Source organism: Arthrobacter sp. TJ-240 (genome assembly GCF_058269195.1).
In genome coordinates, this window is the sequence record NZ_JBZCNG010000004.1 from 217,870 (window position 1) to 240,947 (window position 23,078).

At 66.2% G+C, this 23,078-nt stretch carries 22 protein-coding genes; 11 read left to right on the plus strand and 11 right to left on the minus strand.

Annotated features, from left to right (window positions below):
* The first annotated feature begins 6 nt into the window (after positions 1-6).
* A complete protein-coding gene (locus tag AC4D2C_RS11970; protein ID WP_490905389.1) occupies positions 7-804 on the plus strand; it encodes an ABC transporter permease in 798 nt (265 codons plus the stop codon).
* A 205-nt stretch (positions 805-1,009) separates the two neighbouring features.
* On the opposite strand, the gene AC4D2C_RS11975 is transcribed toward AC4D2C_RS11970, so the two are convergent.
* Both AC4D2C_RS11975 and AC4D2C_RS11980 read right to left on the minus strand, forming a co-directional pair.
* Positions 1,010-2,455: a sodium:solute symporter family protein gene (locus AC4D2C_RS11975; RefSeq protein WP_490915105.1), complete on the minus strand. Its 1,446-nt coding sequence runs from the start codon at positions 2,453-2,455 to the stop codon at positions 1,010-1,012.
* Between the two features lie 134 nt (positions 2,456-2,589).
* The gene (locus AC4D2C_RS11980) at positions 2,590-3,438 is read right to left on the minus strand and encodes a MurR/RpiR family transcriptional regulator (protein WP_490915107.1); all 849 of its coding nucleotides are present in this window, start codon (positions 3,436-3,438) and stop codon (positions 2,590-2,592) included.
* 95 nt (positions 3,439-3,533) lie between these two features.
* On the opposite strand from AC4D2C_RS11980, the gene AC4D2C_RS11985 reads away from it, so the two are divergent.
* Together AC4D2C_RS11985 and AC4D2C_RS11990 are read left to right on the plus strand one after the other, a co-directional pair.
* Entirely contained in the window at positions 3,534-4,775 is a 1,242-nt protein-coding gene (locus AC4D2C_RS11985; RefSeq protein WP_490915108.1) for a metal-dependent hydrolase family protein, read from the plus strand.
* A 339-nt stretch (positions 4,776-5,114) separates the two neighbouring features.
* The gene (locus AC4D2C_RS11990; protein ID WP_490915110.1) at positions 5,115-5,981 is read left to right on the plus strand and encodes a nuclease-related domain-containing protein; all 867 of its coding nucleotides are present in this window, start codon (positions 5,115-5,117) and stop codon (positions 5,979-5,981) included.
* Positions 5,982-6,105: 124 nt separating this feature from the next.
* On the opposite strand, the gene AC4D2C_RS11995 is transcribed toward AC4D2C_RS11990, so the two are convergent.
* From AC4D2C_RS11995 to AC4D2C_RS12025, 7 genes are all read right to left on the minus strand, one after another.
* Positions 6,106-6,297: a restriction endonuclease gene (locus AC4D2C_RS11995; RefSeq protein ID WP_490915111.1), complete on the minus strand. Its 192-nt coding sequence runs from the start codon at positions 6,295-6,297 to the stop codon at positions 6,106-6,108.
* Positions 6,298-6,303: 6 nt separating this feature from the next.
* Complete coding sequence (locus AC4D2C_RS12000; protein ID WP_490915112.1) at positions 6,304-7,971, minus strand: HNH endonuclease signature motif containing protein; 1,668 nt, start codon at positions 7,969-7,971, stop codon at positions 6,304-6,306.
* 318 nt (positions 7,972-8,289) lie between these two features.
* Entirely contained in the window at positions 8,290-9,162 is an 873-nt protein-coding gene (locus tag AC4D2C_RS12005; protein ID WP_490915114.1) for a GntR family transcriptional regulator, read from the minus strand.
* Positions 9,163-9,198: 36 nt separating this feature from the next.
* Positions 9,199-9,333 (minus strand): hypothetical protein, encoded by a 135-nt coding sequence (locus AC4D2C_RS12010; protein ID WP_490915116.1) that lies wholly within the window; start codon positions 9,331-9,333, stop codon positions 9,199-9,201.
* 28 nt (positions 9,334-9,361) lie between these two features.
* Positions 9,362-10,387, minus strand: a complete 1,026-nt coding sequence (gene pdxA / locus AC4D2C_RS12015; RefSeq protein ID WP_490905406.1) for a 4-hydroxythreonine-4-phosphate dehydrogenase PdxA — start codon at positions 10,385-10,387, stop codon at positions 9,362-9,364.
* A complete protein-coding gene (locus AC4D2C_RS12020; RefSeq protein ID WP_490915118.1) occupies positions 10,384-11,670 on the minus strand; it encodes a four-carbon acid sugar kinase family protein in 1,287 nt (428 codons plus the stop codon). Before AC4D2C_RS12020 ends, pdxA begins: the two co-directional genes overlap by 4 nt.
* Before the next feature lies 1 nt (position 11,671).
* Positions 11,672-12,751, minus strand: coding sequence for a 2-keto-3-deoxygluconate permease (locus AC4D2C_RS12025; RefSeq protein WP_490915120.1), 1,080 nt, complete (start codon positions 12,749-12,751; stop codon positions 11,672-11,674).
* 268 nt (positions 12,752-13,019) lie between these two features.
* Between AC4D2C_RS12025 and AC4D2C_RS12030 the strand changes: the two genes are divergently transcribed.
* The 4 genes from AC4D2C_RS12030 to AC4D2C_RS12045 all read left to right on the plus strand — a co-directional run bounded on the left by AC4D2C_RS12030 (position 13,020) and on the right by AC4D2C_RS12045 (position 17,220).
* Positions 13,020-13,832 carry a glycosyltransferase gene (locus AC4D2C_RS12030; protein ID WP_490915122.1) on the plus strand — a complete coding sequence of 271 codons (813 nt, stop codon included), beginning with the start codon at positions 13,020-13,022 and terminating at the stop codon, positions 13,830-13,832.
* Entirely contained in the window at positions 13,826-14,839 is a 1,014-nt protein-coding gene (locus AC4D2C_RS12035) for a glycosyltransferase (protein ID WP_490915123.1), read from the plus strand. The genes AC4D2C_RS12030 and AC4D2C_RS12035 overlap by 7 nt, the downstream gene beginning before the upstream one ends.
* Positions 14,840-14,961: 122 nt before the next feature.
* On the plus strand, positions 14,962-16,344 hold the full coding sequence (locus AC4D2C_RS12040; protein WP_490915124.1) for a D-arabinono-1,4-lactone oxidase: 1,383 nt from the start codon (positions 14,962-14,964) through the stop codon (positions 16,342-16,344).
* A 45-nt stretch (positions 16,345-16,389) separates the two neighbouring features.
* The gene (locus tag AC4D2C_RS12045) at positions 16,390-17,220 is read left to right on the plus strand and encodes a glycosyltransferase family 8 protein (RefSeq protein WP_490915125.1); all 831 of its coding nucleotides are present in this window, start codon (positions 16,390-16,392) and stop codon (positions 17,218-17,220) included.
* 237 nt (positions 17,221-17,457) lie between these two features.
* Here the strand turns inward: AC4D2C_RS12045 and AC4D2C_RS12050 are convergent, their stop codons facing one another.
* Entirely contained in the window at positions 17,458-18,231 is a 774-nt protein-coding gene (locus AC4D2C_RS12050; protein WP_490915127.1) for a hypothetical protein, read from the minus strand.
* A 161-nt stretch (positions 18,232-18,392) separates the two neighbouring features.
* Positions 18,393-19,340 (minus strand): endonuclease NucS domain-containing protein, encoded by a 948-nt coding sequence (locus AC4D2C_RS12055; protein WP_490915129.1) that lies wholly within the window; start codon positions 19,338-19,340, stop codon positions 18,393-18,395.
* A 228-nt stretch (positions 19,341-19,568) separates the two neighbouring features.
* On the opposite strand from AC4D2C_RS12055, the gene AC4D2C_RS12060 reads away from it, so the two are divergent.
* From AC4D2C_RS12060 to AC4D2C_RS12075, 4 genes are all read left to right on the plus strand, one after another.
* Complete coding sequence (locus tag AC4D2C_RS12060) at positions 19,569-21,104, plus strand: HNH endonuclease (RefSeq protein WP_490915275.1); 1,536 nt, start codon at positions 19,569-19,571, stop codon at positions 21,102-21,104.
* A 147-nt stretch (positions 21,105-21,251) separates the two neighbouring features.
* The gene (locus AC4D2C_RS12065; RefSeq protein ID WP_490915130.1) at positions 21,252-21,977 is read left to right on the plus strand and encodes a DUF7255 family protein; all 726 of its coding nucleotides are present in this window, start codon (positions 21,252-21,254) and stop codon (positions 21,975-21,977) included.
* Positions 21,977-22,687, plus strand: coding sequence for a DUF6308 family protein (locus AC4D2C_RS12070; RefSeq protein ID WP_490915132.1), 711 nt, complete (start codon positions 21,977-21,979; stop codon positions 22,685-22,687). Before AC4D2C_RS12065 ends, AC4D2C_RS12070 begins: the two co-directional genes overlap by 1 nt.
* Positions 22,688-22,811: 124 nt before the next feature.
* The gene (locus tag AC4D2C_RS12075) at positions 22,812-23,048 is read left to right on the plus strand and encodes a hypothetical protein (protein WP_490915133.1); all 237 of its coding nucleotides are present in this window, start codon (positions 22,812-22,814) and stop codon (positions 23,046-23,048) included.
* Positions 23,049-23,078: the final 30 nt, after the last annotated feature.

A 23,078-nucleotide genomic window follows, 5' to 3' on the forward strand; every position in this document is an offset into this window, starting at 1 on the left:
GGCGGCATGCGGCACACTATCGGGCGCTGGCTCATCCCCGTCATCGGCGGCTCGGCCTTCGTCTTCCTCCTGGTCCCCATCGCCTACGTCTTCGCCTATTCCTTCAACGACGCCGGCCGGGCCAACCTCACCTGGCAGGGGTTCACCCTGGACAACTGGCGAAACCCCTGCGGGGCGCCGGCGGTCTGCGAATCGCTGGCCAACAGTCTGCGCATCGGTGCGACCGCCACCGTCATCGCCACAATCCTCGGCACGGCGATCGCCGTCGGACTCGTGCGGTACCGGTTCAAGTTCAACGCGACGGCGAACATGCTCATCTTCCTGCCGCTGGCGACGCCGGAGGTGGTGCTGGGGGCCTCGTTGCTGGCGCAGTTCCTGAACGTCGGTGCGAGCCTGGGCATGGGCACCATCATCATCGCCCACTCGATGTTCTGCATCTCGTTCGTGGTGGTCACCGTGAAGGCCCGGGTTGCAAGCCTCGATCCGAACCTCGAGGAGGCCGCCTCGGATCTCTACGCGTCGCCGCTCCAGGCCTTCTGGCGGGTGACCTTCCCGCTGCTGCTGCCCGGCATCGTGGCCGCCGCGCTGCTGGCATTCGCCATCAGTTTCGACGACTTCATCATCACGAACTTCAACTCGGGCAACGTGGATACGTTCCCCAAGTTCGTCTACGTCGCCGCGACTCGGGGTATCCCGGCGCAGGCGAACGTGATCGGCTCCGCGATGTTCGTCCTCGCCCTGGCCATCGTGATCACGGCGCAGGTCCTCGCCAGTCGCCGGGCGAAAATGCTCGCCGCCCGCTAGCTCATCGACCTAGCGGACCCCGCAGAACCGGTTGACGAAAGGAGCCGGACCCGTGGGTCCGGCTCCTTCGGTGCGGCGAGAACTGCTTACTCGCCCGTGCTCTTCGTGGAGGTCTTCGCCTTCTTGTCGGCCCACTTCTCCGATCAAGGCTCTCCGCGTGGTGTCGCTGATTGCGGGGCGTGCCGGGGACGAGTCGGAGGAGACGCTAGTGCGCCGTCGTCTCTCCCGCGGGGGAGGGCAGGCGGCTATCCGTTGCGTCGTCGTCGTGCGCTGCCGCCCGGGGCGTGACCAGGCTGACGATCACCAGTGCGGACACCGCGAGGGGAAGCGCGACGACGACGGCGTTGATCTCGGCGGACCGGCCTGTAGATTCCCACACCACCGTCGCGATGCCGCCGACCACCATGCCGGCGATGGCGCCCCACGAGGTGGCGCGCTTCCAGAACAGAGCGGCGAGGACTACGGGGGTGATCGCCACTCCGTACATCGTGTAGGCATACATCTGGAGCGCGAGGACGCTCGGGAAGAACTGGCCGAGAACGTAGGCGAAGACGGTGACGGCGAGAACCGCCCAGCGTCCGAGCTTCAGCGCCTTCCGTGAGTCCTTCGAGCTGCCGCGGCGCTGGAACACCAGGTCGTAGACGATGTTCCCGGAGCAGGTCAGCAGGTAGGACGAGCCCGTGGTGACGATCAGTGCGAAGGCGCCGGCGAGCAGGAGTCCGCCGATACCGAGGGGGACGAGGTCGGTGCCGGCGATTCCGAGGATGGCCTGGCCGGGCTCGATGTCGGGCAGGAGGAATGACGACGACGATGCCAGCAGGATGATGGTGCCCAGGAGGAGGATGGCACCACCGAAGAAGCCGATCGTCGCCTTGCGCGCGGTTCCCTCGTCGCGGCCGGCGGCCAGGCGCTGGTGCATGTTCTGGTCGCCGAGAATGAGCAGGAACAGGGGGAGGAAGTATCCGAGGAGCTGCACAGGTGTGAGCGTGCCGGTCAGCGAGGCGAGAGCCGGGTCGAGGCGGTCCACGTATCCGCCGATCCCGCCGACATCGGTGATGAACACCACGGCGAGTGTGCCGACAAGGGCGACCACGATGACGATGACCGAGATGAAGTCGGTCCAGGCTACAGATTTCAATCCGCCACCCAGGGCCAGGAACGTGATCAGCAGAGCGGCGACGATCGTGCCCTGTGCGGGGCTGAGGGGAGTGATGATGCTGAGAATGGTGCCGGCACCGGTGAACTGGTACGCCGTGATGCCGACGAAGGCCACGAGGATGATCACCGTGGCGATGACGCGGACGGGTTTCCCGAAGCGCACCTCGAGCATCTCGGGAATCGTGTGGTGCGAAAGCCGGCGGACCTTCGTGGCCATGAAGTAGAGGCAGACGATCCCGACCACGGTGCCGGCGAAGAAGAAGATGCCGGCGACGGGACCGTAGGTGTAGACGAAACTCGCACCTCCGATGATCGACCCGGAACCGACGAAGGTCGCCAGCAGCGTGCCGGCCAGCACCGGTGCTGGGAGGGACCTGCCCGCCAGGATGAAGTCGTCACCGCTGGATACGTTCTTCCTGCGACTGAACCAGGCCCCGATCAGGACCATGAGCACGATATAGCCCACGAGGATGAGGACGTGAACGGGTTGCATGGGGAACCTCTCACTGAAGCACGGCCGGGACGCCGGTGCTTCAGAGCAGTCTGCTGTGATCCAGGTCGCTTTGCAATAGCTGTTGCAATACTTCATGCAACTGAAACATGCCCGAGCAGGCACCCGGTCCGTCCTCAGGCAGGATCCACGAGGTCGAGCTCGCCCCACAGACCTTCGGTGTCCTGCAGCGCGGCCATGGTCCGCGCGGGATCGATCACGGACAGTTCCGCGAGGAGCGCCTGCACCGTCGCGACGGCACCGATGATCGAAGGCATGAAGGTGGTGCCCTCGCTCGAAACCAGCAGGGCCTCCTCGGCCAGGTCCGTGATGGCCGTCTGCCGGTCGGCGATCGCCACGATCCGGATTCCGCGCCGGGCTGCGACCCGCACCACTTCGAGGACGAACTTGCTTGCCCGCCACAGGTTGCAGCTCACCAGGCAGTCACCGGGTCGGAGCATGCGCAGGCGGTTGACCAGGGCGGTCCCGGACGCGGTGTGGAGCTCGACGTCGCGTCCCATCCACTGACCGACGTGTGCGAGCTGGAATCCGGCCGCTGCGTAGCTGCCGGTGGACAGGACGATCGTCCTTTCGGCTGATCCGATGATGGCGGCCGCGCGGGCGACCTGCTGGGAGTCGATGCTGTGCGACAGGCGCGACAGGTTGTTCACATCGTTGGAGACAGAGCTGCTCGCGAGCCCTGAGGGTGCCGCTGCCCGCTCGGTCAGCAACTTCTCCGCGGTGAGGGAAGCAAGGTAGCGGTGGCGGAGTTCGGACTTCAACGCGGACCAGCCGGAGAAGCCGAGGAACTGTGCTGCACGCACCACCGTGGCCACGTTGACGTTGGCCCGTGTCGCAAGGTCCTGGGTGGACATGAAGGATGCGCGTCCGGTGTCGCTGCGCAGGATCGACAGCACCGCGTCGATCCCGGGACTCGCCTTGCGGCCAAGGGCCAGGCCGTCGAACCACTCCGCGATCTGCTGCATGCCGCTCCTTTGGTGTTGCAATGATTGTTGCATTCGAGCCTTGATGTTGTGATGATCGACTGAGGCGCACGCCACATCGTCGATCGAGGAGCACCATGCCCGGGACCCAACATTTGCACATCACCAACGCAACGGTCCTCGACATCGCGGACGGGAGTGCAACACCGGATCAGAGCATCCTGGTGGAGGACGGCATTATTTCCTGGGTCGGCCCGACAGCCGAGGTGCCTGCGGATCGCGTGGCGGGAGAGACGATCGACGCCGGCGGCAAGTACGTGATGCCCGGGCTTATCGACGGGCATGTCCACGTCACGGCGGCGACAGCGGACCTCGGTGCCATGGCCGAATGGTCGCCCACCTACGTCGCAGCGCATACGGCCCGCAACATGAAGGCGATGCTGCACCGCGGGTTCACGACGGTGCGCGACGTCGCCGGTGCCGACTTCGGCGTCGCGATGGCCGTGGAGGAGGGTCTTTTCGAGGGCCCCCGGGTCATCTTCGGCGGCAAGGCGCTGTCCCAGTCCGGCGGACACGGGGACATGCGGTCCATGGGGGCGAGCCTCATCGACCCGCACCAGTGCTGCCCCTCCATCGGCGTCGTGTGCGACGGCGTCGACGCCGTCCGCAAGGCCGCGCGGGACCAGCTCCGCACCGGTGCCCATCACATCAAGATCATGCTGTCCGGGGGAGTGGCCTCTCCCACGGATCGCGTGGACTCCACCCAGTTCTCGGAGAGCGAGATCCTCGCCGTCGTCGAGGAGGCCGAAGGCTCCAACCGCTACGTCTGTGGGCACGCCTACACAGCGCGGGCCGTGAACCGCGGGCTCCGACTCGGGGTGAAGTGCATCGAGCACGGAAACCTGATCGACGACGAAAGCGTCCGCCTGTTCGTCGAGAAGGGCGCGTTCCTCGTGCCCACCCTCATCACGTACGAGCGGCTGAAGGCCGACGGGGAGGCGGCAGGCCTTCCCGCTGCCAGCCGCGAGAAGGTGGACACCGTGCTGCACGCCGGACTCGAGGCACTGGACCGGGCCAACAAGGGTGGCGTGAAGATCGTCTTCGGTTCGGATCTCCTGGGCGCGATGCAGATCCACCAGAGTTCCGAATTCCGCATCCGTGCCCAGGTACAGACGGCGCAGGAGGTCCTGCGCTCGGCGACGCTCACAGCAGCGGAACTGATCGGGCTCGAGGGCAAACTGGGCGTCATCACCGCCGGTGCCTTCGCGGACCTGCTGATCGTGAACGAGAACCCCCTCGACGACGTCACGGTCCTCGCCGACCCCGAGGCATCCATCGATGCCGTCATTCAGGGAGGGCACCTGGTCGGCGGACGCTAGCGCGCTTGCTGGCTCGCTTGCTGGCTCGCCGCGGCCTTTTGCGGCGCAGGGCCGCGGCGAGACGTCCAGGCGATGAACACGGGTTCCGGATACCTCGTGGAGGTTGCGCAGGTGTACGGCGGTGACACCCACAACTGGCGGCAACAACAGGCATCAGGTCACCCGCGTCCGTTTTGAGATTGCCAATCCCGAGCGTTGAAATCCTTCTTCACTCCTGCGCTTTTCCTTCCGACCCGACCATCCGAGTCCTCCTACGCTTTGAGGAGCGAAGGTATTGGGGGAGCGAACGTGGAAGCAGGACAGGGCGCTGCGCAGCAGGCGCAGCGAATAGGTGAGCGGGTGTCCCGGTTGGAGGCCGAGCTCGAGCGGCTGGAGGCCGAACTCGAGCAGGCGCGGAAGATGCACCAAGCATGGCTCGTCGGAGCCGAGGGTGAGGCGCGGGTCGGCGAGCAGCTGCGCCAGCTGGAGCTTGAGGGCTGGATGAGCCTTCACGACGTGCACTGGCCCGGCCGACCGAAGGCGAACCTCGATCACATCGCTGTCGGACCTGGGGGTGTCCTGATCATCGATGCCAAGAACTGGTCGGGCGACGTAAACCTGCGCGGCGGCGAGCTGTACCAGAACGGTTACACGCGGAAGACCCAGACAGCCTCGGCGCTTGACCAATGCGCTGCAGTGGCGGCGTTACTGGAACCGCAGCATCGGAGCATGGCGCAGCCATGGATCTGTCTGGTGGGACAACCGGATTTCATCGGCGCGACCAGCACCGGAGTCACCGTCGTCGGCATTGATGGGCTGCTTGCTGCGGTGCTTGCACTACCGGTAGTCCTCGAGCAGCCATTCGTCAGCGAAATCCACGATTACCTGCAGGGGCTGCTGTCAGGGCCGACGAGCCCTGCGGTGGTGACGACTGCTTTGCTTGATTCCCCGAAGGAAGAATCACCGCTGCTCGCGGCTCGGCGAGCAGCTGCAGTGCGCTCTGTTTCTGCCGATCGACCTCAGGAGCCTCGAACTCGCGCCGTCCGGCAGACCGATCGACGACGCCGAAAGAAGGAGTCGAGCTGTCTTGGCGCCATGTGGCGCCTTGTGTTGCTGGCCCTGGTGCTATGGATCGGGGCGGGAGCGCTGCAACACGTCGCGGAATCGCTTTCTACCCCGCCGTCGGTGCCGTCACCCGAGGTAGTGCAGCTCGAAGAGCCCAAATAGCCGCCTGGGCGCTGGCGTGACCAGCCTCAACGTGCGCCAGGGCATCGGTGGCAGAAGGACGGTGGACGGATGTCGATGGTGGGCGGGTCTCGTGATCCACGCGGCCGGCATCAGAGTGCCACCGCTACTCGAAGAAGTCCTCATCGACCTCGACGACGGTATAGGTCTTCGCTACCTGAACCCCAACAGGGTGACGGATCATCAGGTCCGTCAGTTGCTTGCCGTCAACCAGGATGATTCGTGTCGGGATGGCTCGCGCGTAGTCGAGCGCTTGAGTGGAGAAGCGGCTTGTCGTTATGAACACCCGCAGCGTCATCGTGTTCTAGCCAACGACGGCGACGGCTGGGGTGGCGGGGGCGGCCGTCGGCGAGTAGAGCAGCGGGGCGCTTGCAGCAGATCGTCCACCTTCGGCGTGACGAAGCTGCTCCTGGACGGCATCCTCCACCTGCCAGCAGGTATTTCTTCGGGGACTCCGATCCGGGTCAAGGTATCCCGGTGGAGTGAACCAGGGGATGCCGTGCTTCGATTCGACGTTCCATTTCCCCTCGTGGATCACATGATGATGTCGCGAGCACAGGAGGACGCCCTGGCTGATACCCGTTGTTCCACCTTTGGCCCAGGGCGTCATGTGGTGGGCCTCGCACCAGGTTGCCGGGATGGAGCAGTCCGGGAACGCGCAGCCCTTGTCCCTCGCAACGAGTGCCCGCCGCAGATGCGCGGGGAAGAGGCGCTGTGCCCGCCCGATGTCGAGGATCTGACCCTGTCCGCCGAGGACCATCGGAATGATGTCTGCATCACAGGCCAGCGTGCGGATGCTTCGTGCGCTCATCTGCTGCCCGAACACAGCGTGGCCGGCACGTTCCATCTGGCCCACGAGGTCCGTATAGCTGATGGTCACCATGACCTGGGGCCGGTGTCCGCCTGCTGCGGGAAGCCTGTCGGTCGACAACGCGATCCTGCATGCGGCGACCAGCCCGTCGAGGAGGCTCTGCGGGCGTGTGGGCCGGTTTGTATCGCCCCCGCCGGCGTCCGTGACACCAGCGTTACCCTCTTCGTTCTCGGCGGCCATCACGCCGGTTCGGTCCCGATCGCCGGTCGGGTCCCCGTTGTCCTGAAGGGTGGCCGATCTTCCCCTCGGGTTCGTCGCGGTGTTCATGACGGTGACCAGATGCTCGAACTGCTCGTCGGTGGCGCCGATCTCCAGGAAATGCAGACCGTTGCGTCTGCCCTTGAGGAAGATACCCTGTCGTGCCTTGAGGACCTTTTCGGTGGGTTCCAGCCCGTCCTGGTTGAGCACGCCCTCCCAGCGTCGAGCGAGGACCCGCAGGAGGTCTTCGTCCGATTCGACTGCTTGCCGCGTGAGGTGCTGCTCCATCGAATCGAGTTGCATCGGCGTTGCGAAGGACCGCACCCGTTGCACCGCCTCATGAACGATCGAAACAGCGCGTCCGCTGACCTCGCCCGCGCTTGCTGTAGCACCGAGGGTGCTCATCGACGCGGGAGTGGCAGAGCCGATTGCAGTGACGCCGGGCAGGAGGCTTGCCGCGAGCCTCAATCTGCGGTTCGCCTCGGTGCGGCTGATGCCGAGCCGGGCCCGCAGAAAGTCGGCACAGGTTCTGAATTCGGGGCGGAACCCATCATTGTTCCGCTGTTCCGCGCCTGCTGACGTGCTCCCGCCGCCGCCGGCGCCGGCGACGTCGTCCTGCACTGTCGACAGGCTCTGCTGTGCCCGCACAAGGAGGGATCCGGGGGCCTCCTGCTCCCCGGTGCCGGCGACACCGTGTTCCTTCGCAGCTCGAGCGGCAACGATCTGGAGATGATCGATCACCTTCGAGAGCGCTTCGATGTCCACGAGTGCTCGCACGACGTCGTGCTTGCTGAGAAGAAGGTGACGCCCAGTCAGTTCCTGCGCGAAGGCGAGCAATTCCGACCGCATCGACTCCAGGGAGGTACCAGTTCCCTCGGGATGCTCGAGCGGTGTGATATCCATGCCTCATTTTATCGAACACCCGTACTAATTCAGAGGGCGCGGACTCTTTGTGGAGGAGAAGTCGAGCACTGTTCCTCCACAGCCGTCGGCTGTCGTCGCCGGTCGCGCCATCGAGTCGGTGTACCGGAGACAATCGCCGAGCCGTGGCGCCATCAGACACATCGGGCTCGTACAGTCCGGGATGAGCGCGCTGAACAACCTCTGGTCAGCGACCGCTGGTATGCGCTGAGCGACCATTCGCGACGGGACACACCCCCGGCACGCGGACGTGCGGGTGCAGGGCCGACGGCTCTGCAGTAGGCGAAGCCGGGCCGACAATCAGCGCTCCGTGGTCGAGAGACCGTCCGCGAAGCGCAGGAGCTCTGCGCCCAGCCGGCGGGCACGGGCCGCAACCGCCTCAGGGGCGTCAATAGGGGATGGACCCTGCGGAACCGGCCCCGGAGGCTCCCTCTGGATGTCGATGTCGAACACCACGTGGTCGGGATGGTGCCAGGTCGAAAAGACCTCCACCGGTCGCCCGTCCTGGTCGAAGCTCGTGCCTTCCAGCAGGAGCACGGGCGACGACGCCTCCAATTGCAGCAGCCTCAGCAGGTCCCCGTCACCCGGCACCGCCCGGATCTGTCGCTTGCCGGAGGTGATCCGTACCCCGTACTTTTCTCCGAGCACCGCATGCAGGGACGCATCCTGCAGCTCTTCTGCCGTCAAACCAGAAAAGGCAGGTGCCGGCAGCCACGTGTGGATGACGGCGATCGGCACGCCGTCGGCCGTCCGCAACCGCTCGAGCGAGAGCACCTGCGGCGTCCCGAGGAGCGCGGTGGATGCATCGGCGTCCTGCAGGGAGAGTGACAGCACCTCTGTGCCGACCGTCGCTCCCGTGCTGCCGAGCTGGGCTGATAGCCCGGACGTGCGGTGCACCAGCCGGTGGTGCTCGCGGCGAGGAGCAACGGTGCTACCGCGCCCGCGGCCCCGCTCGATCAGCCCTTCATCGGTCAGCGCGCCCAACGCCTGACGCACCACGGACCGGGACACCCCGTACCGCACCTGCAGCTGCGCTTCGCTGGGCAGGGACGTGCCCGGAGGCAGCGAATGGTTCAGGATCTGCGCGCGCAGATGCCCGCGGAGCTGCAGGTGCAGCGGCTCGCTGCTCCCGCCGTCCAGTGGACGCTCCTGGGTATCGTCTGGTCCGGTCATGATGAGCTGCTCCGGGTCACGATGCTGGTCGAGGGCCTATGTGTCAGCGCCGTCGGAGGGCGACGAGTCGTTGTCGTGCTCCTCAAGGATCTTCCCGTCGTGGACCCGCTTGAGCTCGATGCCCTCGAGGTAGCTGGGCACGGGAGGATCGAGGTCTTCGTCGCTTGTCATGATTCCGATCCTAGGGGTCCGGGACCCGCTACTTCTTCTGCGCCGTCCGCCAGACGTGGTCCCAGCCCGGCGCCAGCGCAGCGGCCCGGCGCATGGACAGCACGAGGCTCGCCTCGCGGGCGATGCCCTGGCCGGCGATGTCGAACGCCGTGCCGTGGTCCACGGAGACGCGGACGACGGGCAGGCCGACGGTGATGTTCACGCCGTCGTCGCCGTAGACCGCCTTGAAGGGTGCGTGGCCCTGGTCGTGGTAGCAGGCGATGACCATGTTCCACTTGCCCTTGACCGCGGCCGGGATGAGCGCGTCCGCGGGAATGGGCCCGTGGACGTTGATGCCGTTCTCGCGGGCAGCGGCGACAGCGGGGGCGAGGATGTCGGCGTCCTCGTCGCCGAACAGGCGGTTCTCGCCCGCGTGCGGGTTCAGCCCGGCGAGACCGATCGGCTCGTCCGGGTTGCCGAGCGCCTTCGTGAACGCGCTGACCAATTCGATGACGTTGGTGGTGCGCTGCGGCGTGACGTCCTCGATGGCCTGCCGCAGGGAGACGTGGGTGGTGAGGTGGAAGAAGTAGAGGTCGCCCGCGGACAGGACGAGGCTGAAGTTCTCCACGCCGAATTCGTGCGCGAGGAGCTCCGTGTGGCCGGGCCACTTGTGCCCGCCGGCGTGCATCGCGGCCTTGTTGAGAGGCGCGGTGACGATGCCCTGGACCTTGCCCTCGCGGGCCAGTCGGCAGGCCTCGACGACGAAGCGGTAGGAGCCGTCGCCCGCGGCGGGGCTGAGCTCGCCGAGCTTGACGTCCGCCAGTGACGGGCCGGTCTGCAGGAGTTCGATGATGCCGGGCTCGTTCGTCGCGTCCTCGATCGAGGACAGGACGCGGACCTTGTCCGGGTCGCCTCCCACGTTGGTGACGCCCTGGCGCATGGCGGCCTCGTCGCCGATGACGACGGGCCTGCACTCCTGACGGACGTCGTCGTGCCCGAGGAGGGACTTCGCGGTGATCTCCGGTCCGATGCCGGCGACGTCGCCGAGGGTGACGGCGAGGGTTGGGATGCTCATGAGGATGCCTCCGTTGCGTGGGCGAGGGTGGTGGTTAGTTCGGTGACGGTGTCGAGCAGGGCGGAGACCGGCCCGAAGCCGCCGGCCTTCGTGACGACAATCTTTCCAGCCGCGGTGCCACCTTCGACGACGCCGACCGGGATGCCCTCCTGGATTGCGCCGGTGATGCGCAGCGCCTGGGCGCGGGTGGCGTCGAGGACAGCGCGGGCTCCGTCGCCGCCGACGAGCACGAGGGCGCCGACGGATGCGCGGGCCAGGGTCTGCTGCACCACCGACGCGAGACAGCCGGCGATGGCAGCACCGCTGAGGGTCTCGGAGCCGCCGACCGCCTCCGGGGAGATGATGACGACCACCCGCGGCAGGGATTCCGGGAGCTCGAGTTCCTCCGCGGCCCATCGGGCGAGCCTGTCCGGCTGGTCGAGCAGGAACTCGTCGGGCTGCAGGATGCGGAGGTCGGCGGAGTCCACGTGGGAGCGCAGGTGGTCGGTCTGGGCACGGGCGACGTCGTGCAGCGAACTGACGACGACGACGATCCGCTGCCCCTGCGCGGCGGGTGCAGGCTCTGACGCGGCGTGTACTGCTCCGGCCTCGGCCCAGGCTGCCGCCATGGCTGCGGCGAGGCCGGCCGACCCGGCGGGGATCGCCGTCGGACCGGCGACGACGAGGGCTGCCGCGAGGACGCGAAGGTCGTCATCGGAGGCCGCGTTGACGACCACGACGCCATCGTCCGCCGCGTCCCGGAGCGCCTGCGCATCCCGGTCTGCAGATCCAGTGAGGCTGATCGTCGCGGTGCCGGGCAGGAGTTGTGAGAACTCGCTGGTCGGAACCGGCGTGACGGGGTCGCGGCCGGCGGGGGAGTCCTCGACGGGTCCGCCGTGCACGCGCAGCATGCCGTCCTCGACGGTGCGTCCCATCGCCGGGTAGGCCGGGCACACGACGGCGAAGGAGCCGGGGTGCTGCTCCTGCCACGCGTCGAGGGCTCCGGCGACCTGTGCACCGACGCTGCCGCGCATGGTGGAGTCGATCTTCAGGTACAGACGGTCAGCCCCTGCGGTGACGAGGTTCCTGATGGCGCTCGCCGTCGCCTGACGGGCGGTGGCGGTGTCCATGGCGCGGGCGTCGGTGTTCACCGCCAGGGCGCTGCCCGGTGCCACCGAGTCCGGGAGCAGTTCGCCCAGCAGCAGCCGGGAGGACCAGCCGGCGCGGGAAAACTGGACCACGGAGTCGGTGGCGCCGGTGACGTCGTCGGCCGCGATGCCGACGATAGGTGCGGTGGATGCCACGTCAGCCGTTCTCCTCGGTCCGACGGGGCCGGTCCGTTGGCGCCGACGGGTCGCCCGCGGGCGGCAGCTCGGAGGCGGACGTGGGGAGGACCCCGACGGCGTCGTCCGTGTCCAGCCCGCCCTGGCGCTTGAGCACCCAGGTGGCCAGCAGCGGGGCGAAGATCGCGGTGACCAGCACGGCCGAGGCGACCTGCGCCGTCGCGACCTCGACGAACGGGGAAAAGCTGGGGTCCGCTGCGGCGACGATCGCCGGCGTGGCGATGGAGTTGCCGGCCGTGGTGGCGGAGGCGATGCCGATGCCGGACTTCGCGCCGCGGCGGAGGACGAAGCGGTAGCCGATGTAGACCAGGGTGCCGGTGATGAGGGTGGCGGCGATACCGACGAAGATGCCGCTGATGCCGCCGGCGATGACGTTGCGGAGGTCGATGCCGGTGCCGAGGGCGAAGGCGAAGAACGGGATGACGATGTTCGGTGCGGGCCGCATGACCTCGGTCCACTTTGCGTCGAGGTTGCCGACGATGAAGCCGAGGATCAGGGGGATGACGGCGGCGAGCAGGGTGAGGAACGGGATGTTGCCGAGACCCGAGATGCCGAGGAAGAGCAGGGTGAAGAAGGGGCCGTCGTTGATGGCGGAGGCCATGTAGGCGCCGCGGTCGCGGTAGTCGCCGTAACGGCCGGTGAAGGCGAGCCAGAGGCCGCCGTTGCTGTTGTCGAACGAGGCCAGCAGGGCGAGGATCGAGATCCCGAGGATGCCGTCAATGCCGACCAAGAGGCCGAGGCCCGCGACGAGGGCGGCGGGGATGATCGTCTTGAACAGCAGGATCACGCCCGTGGTCGCGAGCACGGGGCCGGAGGCCTTGGCGGTGATCTGCATGCCGGTGGCGAAGATCAGCACGGCGATCAGCGGCAGGGCCGACTCGGCGAACAGGGCAGTGGTGAAGCTGCCGAGTTCCAGGAAGCCGGGGGCGAACGTTCCGACGATCGAGCCGAGGATCAGGGGGATGAGCATGAGGCCGCCGGGGATGCGGTTCATGCCGTCGAACAGGGGGATACGGGACTTCGGAAGCGATTCGGCTGCCATGGCGAATCTTCTCTCTGTACGGGAGGTCTGTGTCGGACGGAGGAGTGCGGACAACTAGTACGGACACGATGTACCTACTGTAGGCCGCGTGGGGCACGTCACACAAGAAACAGCCATCCTTTCGCCCGGCCTGGCAGAACTACTCCGTAGTCTTCGCTGCCGTGGCACACGTCCCCCTGACCCGACGGGAACCGATGTTGATCATCACCTTGAACGGCGACCGCGCGGGCCGCGCCGCCCGCGCCGCCCGCGCCGCCCGCGCCGAGCAGTGACCCTCTCGACGACCGCCGCGTCGGCACTGGTGGTCATCCCTGCCTTCGGTTCGCCGAAGCTGACCGATGCGGTGGTGCACGACCTGTGCCGCGATGGAAGCGATTTCGACCCGGCCCTGCGCATCGTGGTGGTCGACAACGCCGGTGATTACGTGCTGCCTGAGGGGCGCATCGAGGTCCACCGCCCGGGGCGCAACCTGCGGTGGATCGGCGCCGCCAACTGGGCGCTGCAGACGGCGTCGCGAGACGGCCATGCGGTCTGCGTGGTGCTGAACAACGACATCCGGCTGTCGCCCGGGTTCCTCGACGGATTGCTCGCGCCCTTCTCCACAGCGGACGACATCGCGCTCGCGGCGGCCTGCTACGACGATTTCTGGCTCCACCAGCGGGCCTCCGCGATCCCGAGCACCGCCGCGGAGTACGTGCCGCGCAATGTGTTGCGCGACGTCGATTTCTGCGACGGCACCGCCATCGCATTCGCGGTGCCCGCCGTCGTCGAGCTGGGGGGTCTGGACGAGGTCACCTTCCCGCGGCACGGCTACGGCGCGGATATCGACCTGGCGATCCGCGTGCGGGCGGCCGGCCTGCGGTGCGTGGTCACGGAGGGCGCCTACGTCTCGCACCTGCGGCGGCAGACGATGAACCGGACCGGTCAGAGCTCCGAGGGCAACCGGGCGGAGATCCTCCACGGCCTGGACGCCAAGTGGGGCGACGGATGGCGGGCGGACGTCGGGCTCGGCCCGGACTCGTTCCCCGCCCACAACACCGGGAGCGGCGCGTCCTGGTACCTGACGGCTCCGGCATGGTGAGCACTCCGGGGCGGATCGTCTACGCGGGTTTCGCCACGCGCCACCACAGCGGCGGCGTGCACGTGATGACCCAGCACGTCCGGCTGCTGCGTGAGCGCGGCCACGAGGCCTGGTTGTGGCTGCCCGACGCGGACGACCGCACCGACTGGATCGCCGACGACGTGCCGATGCTGTTCGGCGCCACCACCGCGATCGGCGCCGACGACCTCCTGGTGCTGCCGGAGACACCGACCGTCCAGGGCCGCGATCCGGCACCCGGAGCGCGCAAGGTCATCTTCAACCAGAACCACTTCTACACCTTCGCCGCCGGCGCCCCCGGCGAGGACTTCCCCGGGTGGACGCCGGCGCCCGCGATCTGGGCGGTGTCCGCGGAGAGTCGCGACGTGCTGTCCGCCGCGCTGCCCGGCCTGCCGGTGAGCGTGGTGCCCAACCCGGTCGACGGCGAGCTGTTCGCCCCCCGCGCGACCGACCAGCTCCGGGTGAGCTGGTTCCCCAGGAAGCGGCCGCGGGAGGCCTCGCTGCTGAAGCGGCTGCTGGCGGACGAGCCACGACTCTCGGGGGTGGAGCTGGTGGAACTGGTCCAGGCCCCGCGGGCGGAGGTGGCCGCCACCCTGGCGGGCTCGGCGGTCTTCGTCGCCCTCGGACACACCGAGAGCTACGGTCTGCCGGTCGCCGAGGCGCTGGCCTCGGGCTGTCTCGTGGTCGGGTACGACGGCGGCGGCGGGCACGAGCTGTTCGAGGCGCCCGGTGCCTGGCGGATCCCGGACCAGCGACCGCTGCTGATCCGCGACCGGGTGGCAGACCTGATCCAGGACCTCGACGCCCTGGCGTCGGTCCGTGCCGCGAACCGCCGCTGGGTGCTCGACCGCTACCCGTTCGCCCGGACCGGAGCGGCGCTGCAGGAGGCGGTCGCGGCCGCGTGGGCCCGGCCCGGCGCCGACGCCGTAGCCGTGCATCCGGCCGCCTGGCTCGACACCCTCGGCCCGAACTTCACAGCGTATGCGTGAGGACTCAGTCGGCGCCCTTCACCATGTTGACGACGGCGGCGGGAAACACCCCTGCCGGTGGATCAGCCGCGCCCGTCGGTGCGGCTTCGAAGGCAGAACCGAACTTCTACAGGAGACTCGTCATGGCCATCACACAGCTCACCTACCCCCACCAGGAGCCGGAGCTCACCGGCGAGGACACCCGGCTCCGCAACTGGGCCAGGAACTCCCGGCTGGGCCTGCCCGGCTCGGTCGTCGCGCCGGCCACCGAGGCGGAGCTGTGCGACTTCCTGTCCACCAGTGACGGCCGGGTCCGGATGATCGGCAGCCGGATGTCGCCCGGCAGGATGATCGAGGTCGCGGACGGAGCCGGCACGCTCCTGGACCTGAGCAGGCTGAGCGGCCTGACCTCCAGCACCGAGGACACCGCGACGTTCGCGGGTTCGACCTCCCTGGCCGAGGTGTACGCGTTCCTCACCGCGCGAGGGCAGATGCTGGACGCCTCACCCGGGGTGATCGCCGAGCAGACGTTGGCCGGCGCCCTGTCCACCGGAACCCACGGTCAAGGCCTGCAGCAGAGCTCGATTGCCGGCGCCGCGCTGGCCATCCGCATGGTGCTGGCCGACGGCACGGTCGCCGAGTTCGACCATGACCACCCGGACTTCCCCGCCGTCCAGCTCGGCCTCGGCTCACTGGGCGTGATCACCGCCGTGACGTTGCGTGCACGGGAGTCGATGATCTACACCTGCGTGAAGAAGGCCGTCGACGCCGGCACCCTCGACACGGACCTGGAGACCTGGAACCGGGAGAACATCCTGGTCAAGGCGTGGTGGTTCCCGCAGGAGAACCAGGTCCAGGTGTGGACCGCCAACGAGGCGTCCGACGACGAGGTCTCCCGGTACCGGGCCGGCGGCAGTCAGCTCGTGGAGTACGCGACGACCGACACGTCCATGAACAGCACGATCGAGTCCACGCTGCAGCACCTCCGCGACGACAGCAAGGGCGTCGCCGACAACGGCAAGTCGCTCCGCACGGTGTCGCGCTTCCGGGACTTCACCGACGTCACGGGTGACATCTACCAGGTGTTCTGCAAGGGGATCGCGACCCCCCAGATCAACGTCGAGATCGGCATCCCGCTCGCCCGGGCCGGAGCGGTGATCAGGAAGATCAAGGACTGGCACGCAGAGACGCGTCCCCGCATGCACTACCCGGTGATCCTGCGCTGCACCGGCGCGTCCGAGGGATGGCTGAGTCCGTCCAACGGCCAGGACACCTGCTACTTCGGCTTCGTGGTCTACTACGCGGCGGACGGTTCGCTGTCCGAGGAGGGAAACAGCTTCCTCCGGGCCGTGGAACGGGCCCTGGCGGAGGAGGGCGGCCGTCCCCACTGGGGCAAGTACTTCGACGAGTCCCTCTACGACTGGCCGGCGCTCTACCCCCAGTGGGAAGCCTTCCGCCGGGTGCGCGAGACGCTGGACCCGGAGCACAGGTTCGCGAATGCCTTCACCGATGCGCTCCTCGACTGACCCGGCCCCGCTACTAAGACAGGAACACCACCGATGAATGCCTGGGTGACCTTGCTGACTCAACCCGACTACCTGATCGGGGTCCGGACGCTGCGTGCCTCGCTCGCGGCCTCCGGCAGCACCACCCCCCTCGTGGTCATGGTGACCGAGGGGATCGACGAGCTGTCCCGGCGCCTCCTGCAGGACGACGGGTGCCTCCTGCGCGACGTCGCACCGCTGCGCCCGGCCGGGGGATCGGCGGACAGCTACGCCAACGCCCGGTTCGCAGAGGTGTGGACCAAGCTGGCCGTCTGGGGCCTCACGGAGTTCGAGCGCGTCGTCTTCCTGGACGCCGACATGCTGGTGACCCGGAACATGGACGAGCTGTTCGCGCTGGACCTGCCCGACGGCGCCATCGCCGCCTGCCACGCCTGCCGATGCAACCCCAACCGGATCGCGAGTTATCCGCCGAGCTGGACTCCCGAGACCTGCTTCTACACGCACTGCCGGGGCGGGGACCACGTCACCGAACCGGACGCGACGGACAACTACCTGAACGGCGGCTTCCTCGTGCTGTCTCCCGACGATGCCGTCTTCGCCGACATGGTGGGGCAGGTGGCGGGCGTGGACGACCTGTTGCACTACCCGTTCGCAGAGCAGGACTTCCTCAACGAGTACTACCGCGACCGCTGGCTGCCGCTGCCCTACGTGTACAACGCGCTGAAGACCCTGCCGCACCAGCACCCGTCGGTCTGGGATCCGGCGTCGGTGAAGAACATCCACTACATCATCGACAAGCCGTGGGCGAAGCCGCTCGACCTCACCGACCGGTACGTCGAGGTGAATCGGCTCTGGTGGGAGATGGCCGACACCCTGGGCGCACCCGTCGGCTCCTGACCCTACTATCTCGTGTAGGAGTTCGCACCCGCTGCTTTCCGAACCGTTGGTATATGCGTCTGGATGGCGGTATCCGGTCCTCTTAGTGTTAACGCCGATAACAGCGCATATGACACTCATCATCGGCGAAGGTGTCGGGTTACCCCGGCCTGCAGAGGTATCCGGCCACGCGTCTCGGCGTTGGTTCCAGCGGACATTCGATTACCGATCAGGCGCCCGGGCTCAGTCGTGATGTTATTAATGAAGCTGACCGATCCTCGAGCGTCGGTGGAATTCAAACCTCGGGGCCGTGACCTCGTCGTATGCGGTGCGCCGTTGGCCGATCAGCTTAGCTACGGCAGCTCCCAGTGCTGGGGTCTCGGCGGGTATTCCAGGTTCCATGTGGCCGTCCGCGGTGACGACAATGTAGCCCCACTCGAAGAGGGCGTCGCAGCCCAGGCTGCAGATCAACATCGCGGCGCGGTAGTCCTTGCGTTCTTGTTCAGTGCATAAGGCACGGGGTTTGATGTGCCCTGCAATGAGTAGCCGGGCAGGGAGCTTCGCATGGCATAAGGAGCACAACGCGGTGTCGCGGCCGTTGAGTAGATGACGTCGTAGAGTCGATTGTTCTTTGCGGATTGTGGAGATGGACAGCTCATCGGTGTCATCGCCCAACCACTCAGTAAACGGCCTGCCGTACATCCCGTTCTGCACGAAGTCCAGGTTCAGGTGCTGTAGAAGCCCCTCTCCGTCTGCGTCGCTGAGAGGGGATAAAAACTTTTGGTGAGGCACCCCTACTGCGTTGAAAGGTCCAGGTGAGCCAAGTGTTATCAGCTGCGCGACGTCCTTATAGGGAAGATCAAGGCCAGTTTGCAGAGGTTGAACCCTGACGAGCCACCCGTTGTCTTCGTCGCCTTCCAGTCCTGGGCGGTGCGAACTCGGCCGGGGAGCAGGGGTCGAGCTGGCGGTGACGATACTGATTGCGCGTAGGTAGCTCTTGGAGTGGTGGAAGACGATGTCACTTTCAATCATCTGGAGAATGTTCGTGCGGTCTGGTCCTGTCGTCTTCCCTGGCCGTCGTGGACACGTCCACAAGATGCCGTCTTCTATCGACGCGTCGAAGGTTCTGACTACACCCTGGGTTGCGTACCAGTACGCCATCGTTTGTCTTGCTTCGTGCAGTTGACTGGGTCTTAATTGGCTTCGTAGGACCGGCGGGTCAGTTCTTCCACAATGGGCCACCAGGTGGTGTCTCTAATTCTCAGCTCGAGGTCTCCAGTACCGAAGTGTCCGATGTTGCTCACGTCCCGGCTGAACCCTTCCTGAAGCTCTACGGTGCGGGGATCGAGTTTGAGGTAGATGAGCAGGTTCTTCGAGGTGGGGTGCACTTCGACGCAGGCGAAGTTCTTGAGCCGGCGGAATGCGAAGTAGTAGGCGCGTTCATTTTTCACAACATCGTCGCCCAACGAGAGGGCCAAGGTTTCGAACTGGTCGTACAGGGCAGACAGGTTTTCGTCAGCTTGGGCAAGGAACTCGCTCACCGTTTTGGAGCGCGTCACCTTCTTCGCTGGAGTAGCGGCCTCGGGGACCGGCGCCGGTGGTTTGGACGGTTTTCGGTTGGCCGAGGTGGTTTCGGTGGTCACGGTCGTGACGAGTTCTATAGCGAGGAGGTCCTGACCGAAGTCCCGATACCGGACGAGTTCAACGTTCCGGTTGATTTGGCGTACCGCGTACTCGTCGTAGCGGGTGAAGTCGTTCGCGACGCAGATCAGGCGGGGCGCCGACCAGTCAATGCTCTTAGAGGCTTCCGTGCCGAGCTGTGTCGCAACGAGGATCTGGAACTCTCCTCGGTGGTCCATCAGCCAGTCGAGGTAGAACAAGCCCTGGTTGATGACGTTCTCGTTCACTGCTCGCTTGTACTCGAAGATCACCGGGGAGCCGTTCTCATCGATGCCGAGCGAGTCGATCCTGCCGCGGTGGACCTTGCCGGTGCTGTATTCGCGGGCGAGGAAACGGACACCGAACATGGTCTCCATGTTCGCTTCGATGAGTTTCTGCAGATCCTGTTCCAGGGCGACAGCGCGCGAGGTCAGTTCTACGGCGTGGCCTTGGTCGATATGGAAGAGTTTCAGATCCGGCATGCACCCACCCTGCCATATGTGCCCCGGGAGGCTGGGGCGATGATTAGCGGGATGTCTTCGCGATCCTCCTGAGCCGTCAGTGCAGGGCTTTCAATGTCTTTTCGGGAGGGCGCTGTCGTTATTGTTCTCGACAGGAGGGCGCTTGTTGCGCAGGAAGCCTAAGCTGATGCGATGCTGGCATCAGGTCACAGGAAAAGGTTCGTCGAGTCTGTTCTGTGGGTGAAGCAGATGCTTCCCACCATCGACTTCACCGCCGAAGAGATTAGGTACAAGGTGGAATCCGCGGAGAAGCTGGCGGCCGCCCGCGATTTGTTGAAGGCCGACGATCCCGGGTGGGCAACGGTGTTCGCGGGCGCGTTCGCGGGCTCAAACCTGTTGAACTGGCGCTACACCGACGAGCTCGTCCGTGCAGCGAAGACACGACCAGAGGTGCTCGCACCCTTGCTTCGGCTCTTGTGGGACGGCAGCCTCTCGGAAGCATCCTTCAACCGCTTCGTCCGAGACCTGCGGACCCATAATGCGGGCCTGACCCCTGGGATCGGCACGGCTGTGGCCTCGGTGCTGCTGATGGCGCGTGGAGCCGCCGATCATCCTCCCTACCGCCCACAGGCAGTCCGCCGGTTCTGGAGGACTATCGGCTGGCCGGCCACCCGGAACGACGTGAACCCTTATCTGGACTACCAGAACTTCCGGAGGTCCCTGGACGAATTCAGGACGATCGCATCCGCCAACGCACTGCCCGTCGAGGATCTGCTCACCGCCCAGGGGTACATGTGGCTGATCACTGAGTGGGATCCACGGACGGTACTCCCCGCGTCGGAGATCGCGACGTTCCGTGCCTGGCGGGGAGATCCCTACACGGGTGCAACCTCGGTGGATGCGCACGTCTCGGCCCGGCGGCTGCGGATCTTCGAGCGGTTGGAGGAGAACGAAAGCCGGTTGTTCACCCGTAGTGACCTTGCCGGTCTCACCGTGGACGGCCAGCCGGCCACAATCCTGCCGTCCTCACACGGAATGGTGATCCCCCCGGGGTTCGACATCCCGGTCTCCCTGACACTGTCACCATCGGCCTCGGGCACATCCCTTGCCCGCGCCGTTGATGACGCGGGCATGCTCCGATACCCGCACGAGAAGCAGGGCAGGACGGCCAGGGCGGACCAGGGCCTGTTATCGGCCCTGGAGGCACGCGTCCCGCTGGTCGTTCTCGCCCCCATGGATGACAGCACGTATCAGGCCGTGTTCCCGGTGTATGTGCACCGATACCTGCATCGTGACCGGGTCTTCGAACTCGACGTCAGCGGGGCCTATCTTTCCCTCCGGGCTGGTATCGCTCCGGAGTACGAACGTCGGTGGACCGTTGGGACGACACGGCAACGACTGCATCAGCCCGTGTTCCGTCGGGACGTGCTTCAGGCCTACAACAGTCAGTGCGCGGTGTGCGGGCTTAGTATCGCCGGTTTGCTGGATGCAGCCCATATCGTTCCCGATCGGGACGACCAGGGCATCGCCTCCGTCATCAACGGACTCGCGTTGTGCAAGAACCACCACGCGGCCTTCGACGCCGGCCTGCTCGCGGTGGCCGATGACCTGACCATTCACGTATCACGCCCGATCATGAACAGTGGCCCTGATGAAGCAGTCGACCGACTCCTGAAGGATTACGACGGGCGCAAGCTAGCAGTCATTCCCGATATTGCAGCGTGGCGCCCCGACCCCGAGCTTCTCGCTAGAACATGGGCGGCAGCTACGTCGAAGGGCCCCTGACGGATCGTCGCTTGCCAAGACCAGGATGCAGTAGGTACATCGAATCCTCCAGCACCCTTCCTGACACCCTGCCGGCGGTCTGTCTGACCGCCCTCACACATCAGCGCGGCCGATTTCTTGTCCCGGGAAGCAGTTACACTCCCGCACATGGGGAAACGCGCAGACAACTTCAAACAGGCCCTGATCGGTGCGGGCATCGGTCTTGCTGGACCGGAGCAGCGTCAGGGTGAAACGAGGGCTCACACCCGGGACCTGCCGATGATGGTCAGGACCGAGATCACCGGCCTGTACCTCGGACTCGGGGGAGTGCGCGACGACGCGGACTTCACCGCAGGTGCGTGGGACCTCGCTACAGGTGACGGGCTGTTCATCGAGTTCGACGAGGAACTGCACTTCAACCGTTACCGTGAGCGCACCCTTCGCATTCCCTGGGCAGACAGGCTTCCCTGGGCGGGGGCGTACCGGCACTACAGCACCAGCGGCGAAGCGCACTGCCTGCGGGCCTGCCAAGCTAACGGCTGGGCCAATCCATCAACGGACCGGATGTTCGGCGGCTCCGACCGGAAGGGTTCCTTCCTGGACCTGGGGTCATCGCGGTGGAAACAGCGCGCCCTGTACGACGCAGTGAGGGACGCCTACGCGCTGCACACACCAGACATCCGGCTGGCGCGTGTGTCCATCTTCGACCGCATCGGCGGTCTGGAAGTCGGTAAGGCCATGAACAGCGGAACACCCTTGGACCCGGCAGCGCTACGAGACTTCATCAGGGCCCGGACGACCGGATGCCTGCAACCCGGCGGGAGCACGACCACGAGTTGGCAGATACACGGTGAACGGGAACCAATGACACTTACCGAGGCTGGAAGGAACTGATGACACACCCGATCCTGGACGCGGACCATGTCGATGAGGCAGTAGAGTTGGTCAAGCGGTACTACGGGCCGTTGAAGGACACGGGCCGGCCCCGGTCCGGTGCGCACTTTGATGAGTGGGCCGGCGGCGGAGATCGGGCGGAGGTCGCCAACGAGCTGACTGGTGACGATTTCGTTGCCGTCTCCATGCTCTCCGTCGATGTACCGCCGGAAGCGGCCATCGGACTGGCCCGACACAGAGATCAGGTGCGGCGCCTGCTGGGTAGGATCCCGCTTTCCCTCGACTTCACGACGCTGACCCCGGCACAATTCGACACCCGCCTGGGGCCGGAAAGTCCTGCCCAGCAGTTGTGGGACATCCTCCGCGGACGCCAGGACTACCCGTGGGGTATCGGGTCGACGACGGCCAGCAAAATCATGGCCCGGAAACGCCCGAAGCTCATCCCCGTCTTCGACAGCTACGTCGGCCCGATGATGGGACTTCCCAAAAACAGCTCAGCGGAGCAGTGGACGGTGTGGCACCAGGCGTTCCAGGAAGACCCCCGACTGGCCGGAAGATTGGATGCCATCCGGCTCGCCGCGGGTGCCACACCGAGTGCATCCAGGCTGCGGATCATGGACATCGTGCTCTGGCTCCACGCCAAAGACCAAGAATGGTCCCTGAAGAACCGCCCGGCCGGCGACGCCGGGGTTGCTCTCGTGAACTCCTGACGGCAACGCATAATCCTTACTCGTCGTCCCAACCGGCACCACCCGGGTGCAGCGCCGAAAGATCCGAAGGCCTGCCATCACGTCACTGGTCGGGCATCCCAGCGCTGCGGTGCTGAGATAAATGATGCGGGATGACGAAGAGGATTACCGCACACCCCGCTACCTCCTCTGGGCCTGCATCGGTCTGGGTAGCATCATGGCCGTGATGGGCGGTGGAGGAATCGTCACAGCCCTCATCACACCGGATACGTCAGTCTTCACGGTTGCCGGGCTTGTCCTGCTCGTGGTCCTGGCGTTCGTGCTCGTCAGCACTGGAGCCCGATTACTCCGGGATACACCAGACGGACCGGACAAGGACTGACGAGAAGGCCGGCAGGGACTAGAGCCGCCT

Bases quoted from the DNA above. Each gene is read 5' to 3' on its own strand.
- AC4D2C_RS11970 (WP_490905389.1), top strand. From the start codon at position 7: ATGCGGCACACTATCGGGCGCTGGCTCATCCCCGTCATCGGCGGCTCG.
- AC4D2C_RS11975 (WP_490915105.1), bottom strand. From the start codon at position 2,455: ATGCAACCCGTTCACGTCCTCATCCTCGTGGGCTATATCGTGCTCATG.
- AC4D2C_RS11980 (WP_490915107.1), bottom strand. From the start codon at position 3,438: ATGCAGCAGATCGCGGAGTGGTTCGACGGCCTGGCCCTTGGCCGCAAG.
- AC4D2C_RS11985 (WP_490915108.1), top strand. From the start codon at position 3,534: ATGCCCGGGACCCAACATTTGCACATCACCAACGCAACGGTCCTCGAC.
- AC4D2C_RS11995 (WP_490915111.1), bottom strand. From the start codon at position 6,297: ATGACGCTGCGGGTGTTCATAACGACAAGCCGCTTCTCCACTCAAGCG.
- AC4D2C_RS12000 (WP_490915112.1), bottom strand. From the start codon at position 7,971: ATGGATATCACACCGCTCGAGCATCCCGAGGGAACTGGTACCTCCCTG.
- AC4D2C_RS12005 (WP_490915114.1), bottom strand. From the start codon at position 9,162: ATGACCGGACCAGACGATACCCAGGAGCGTCCACTGGACGGCGGGAGC.
- AC4D2C_RS12010 (WP_490915116.1), bottom strand. From the start codon at position 9,333: ATGACAAGCGACGAAGACCTCGATCCTCCCGTGCCCAGCTACCTCGAG.
- pdxA (WP_490905406.1), bottom strand. From the start codon at position 10,387: ATGAGCATCCCAACCCTCGCCGTCACCCTCGGCGACGTCGCCGGCATC.
- AC4D2C_RS12025 (WP_490915120.1), bottom strand. From the start codon at position 12,751: ATGGCAGCCGAATCGCTTCCGAAGTCCCGTATCCCCCTGTTCGACGGC.
- AC4D2C_RS12035 (WP_490915123.1), top strand. From the start codon at position 13,826: ATGGTGAGCACTCCGGGGCGGATCGTCTACGCGGGTTTCGCCACGCGC.
- AC4D2C_RS12040 (WP_490915124.1), top strand. From the start codon at position 14,962: ATGGCCATCACACAGCTCACCTACCCCCACCAGGAGCCGGAGCTCACC.
- AC4D2C_RS12050 (WP_490915127.1), bottom strand. From the start codon at position 18,231: ATGATTGAAAGTGACATCGTCTTCCACCACTCCAAGAGCTACCTACGC.
- AC4D2C_RS12055 (WP_490915129.1), bottom strand. From the start codon at position 19,340: ATGCCGGATCTGAAACTCTTCCATATCGACCAAGGCCACGCCGTAGAA.
- AC4D2C_RS12060 (WP_490915275.1), top strand. From the start codon at position 19,569: ATGCTTCCCACCATCGACTTCACCGCCGAAGAGATTAGGTACAAGGTG.
- AC4D2C_RS12065 (WP_490915130.1), top strand. From the start codon at position 21,252: ATGGGGAAACGCGCAGACAACTTCAAACAGGCCCTGATCGGTGCGGGC.
- AC4D2C_RS12070 (WP_490915132.1), top strand. From the start codon at position 21,977: ATGACACACCCGATCCTGGACGCGGACCATGTCGATGAGGCAGTAGAG.
- AC4D2C_RS12075 (WP_490915133.1), top strand. From the start codon at position 22,812: ATGCGGGATGACGAAGAGGATTACCGCACACCCCGCTACCTCCTCTGG.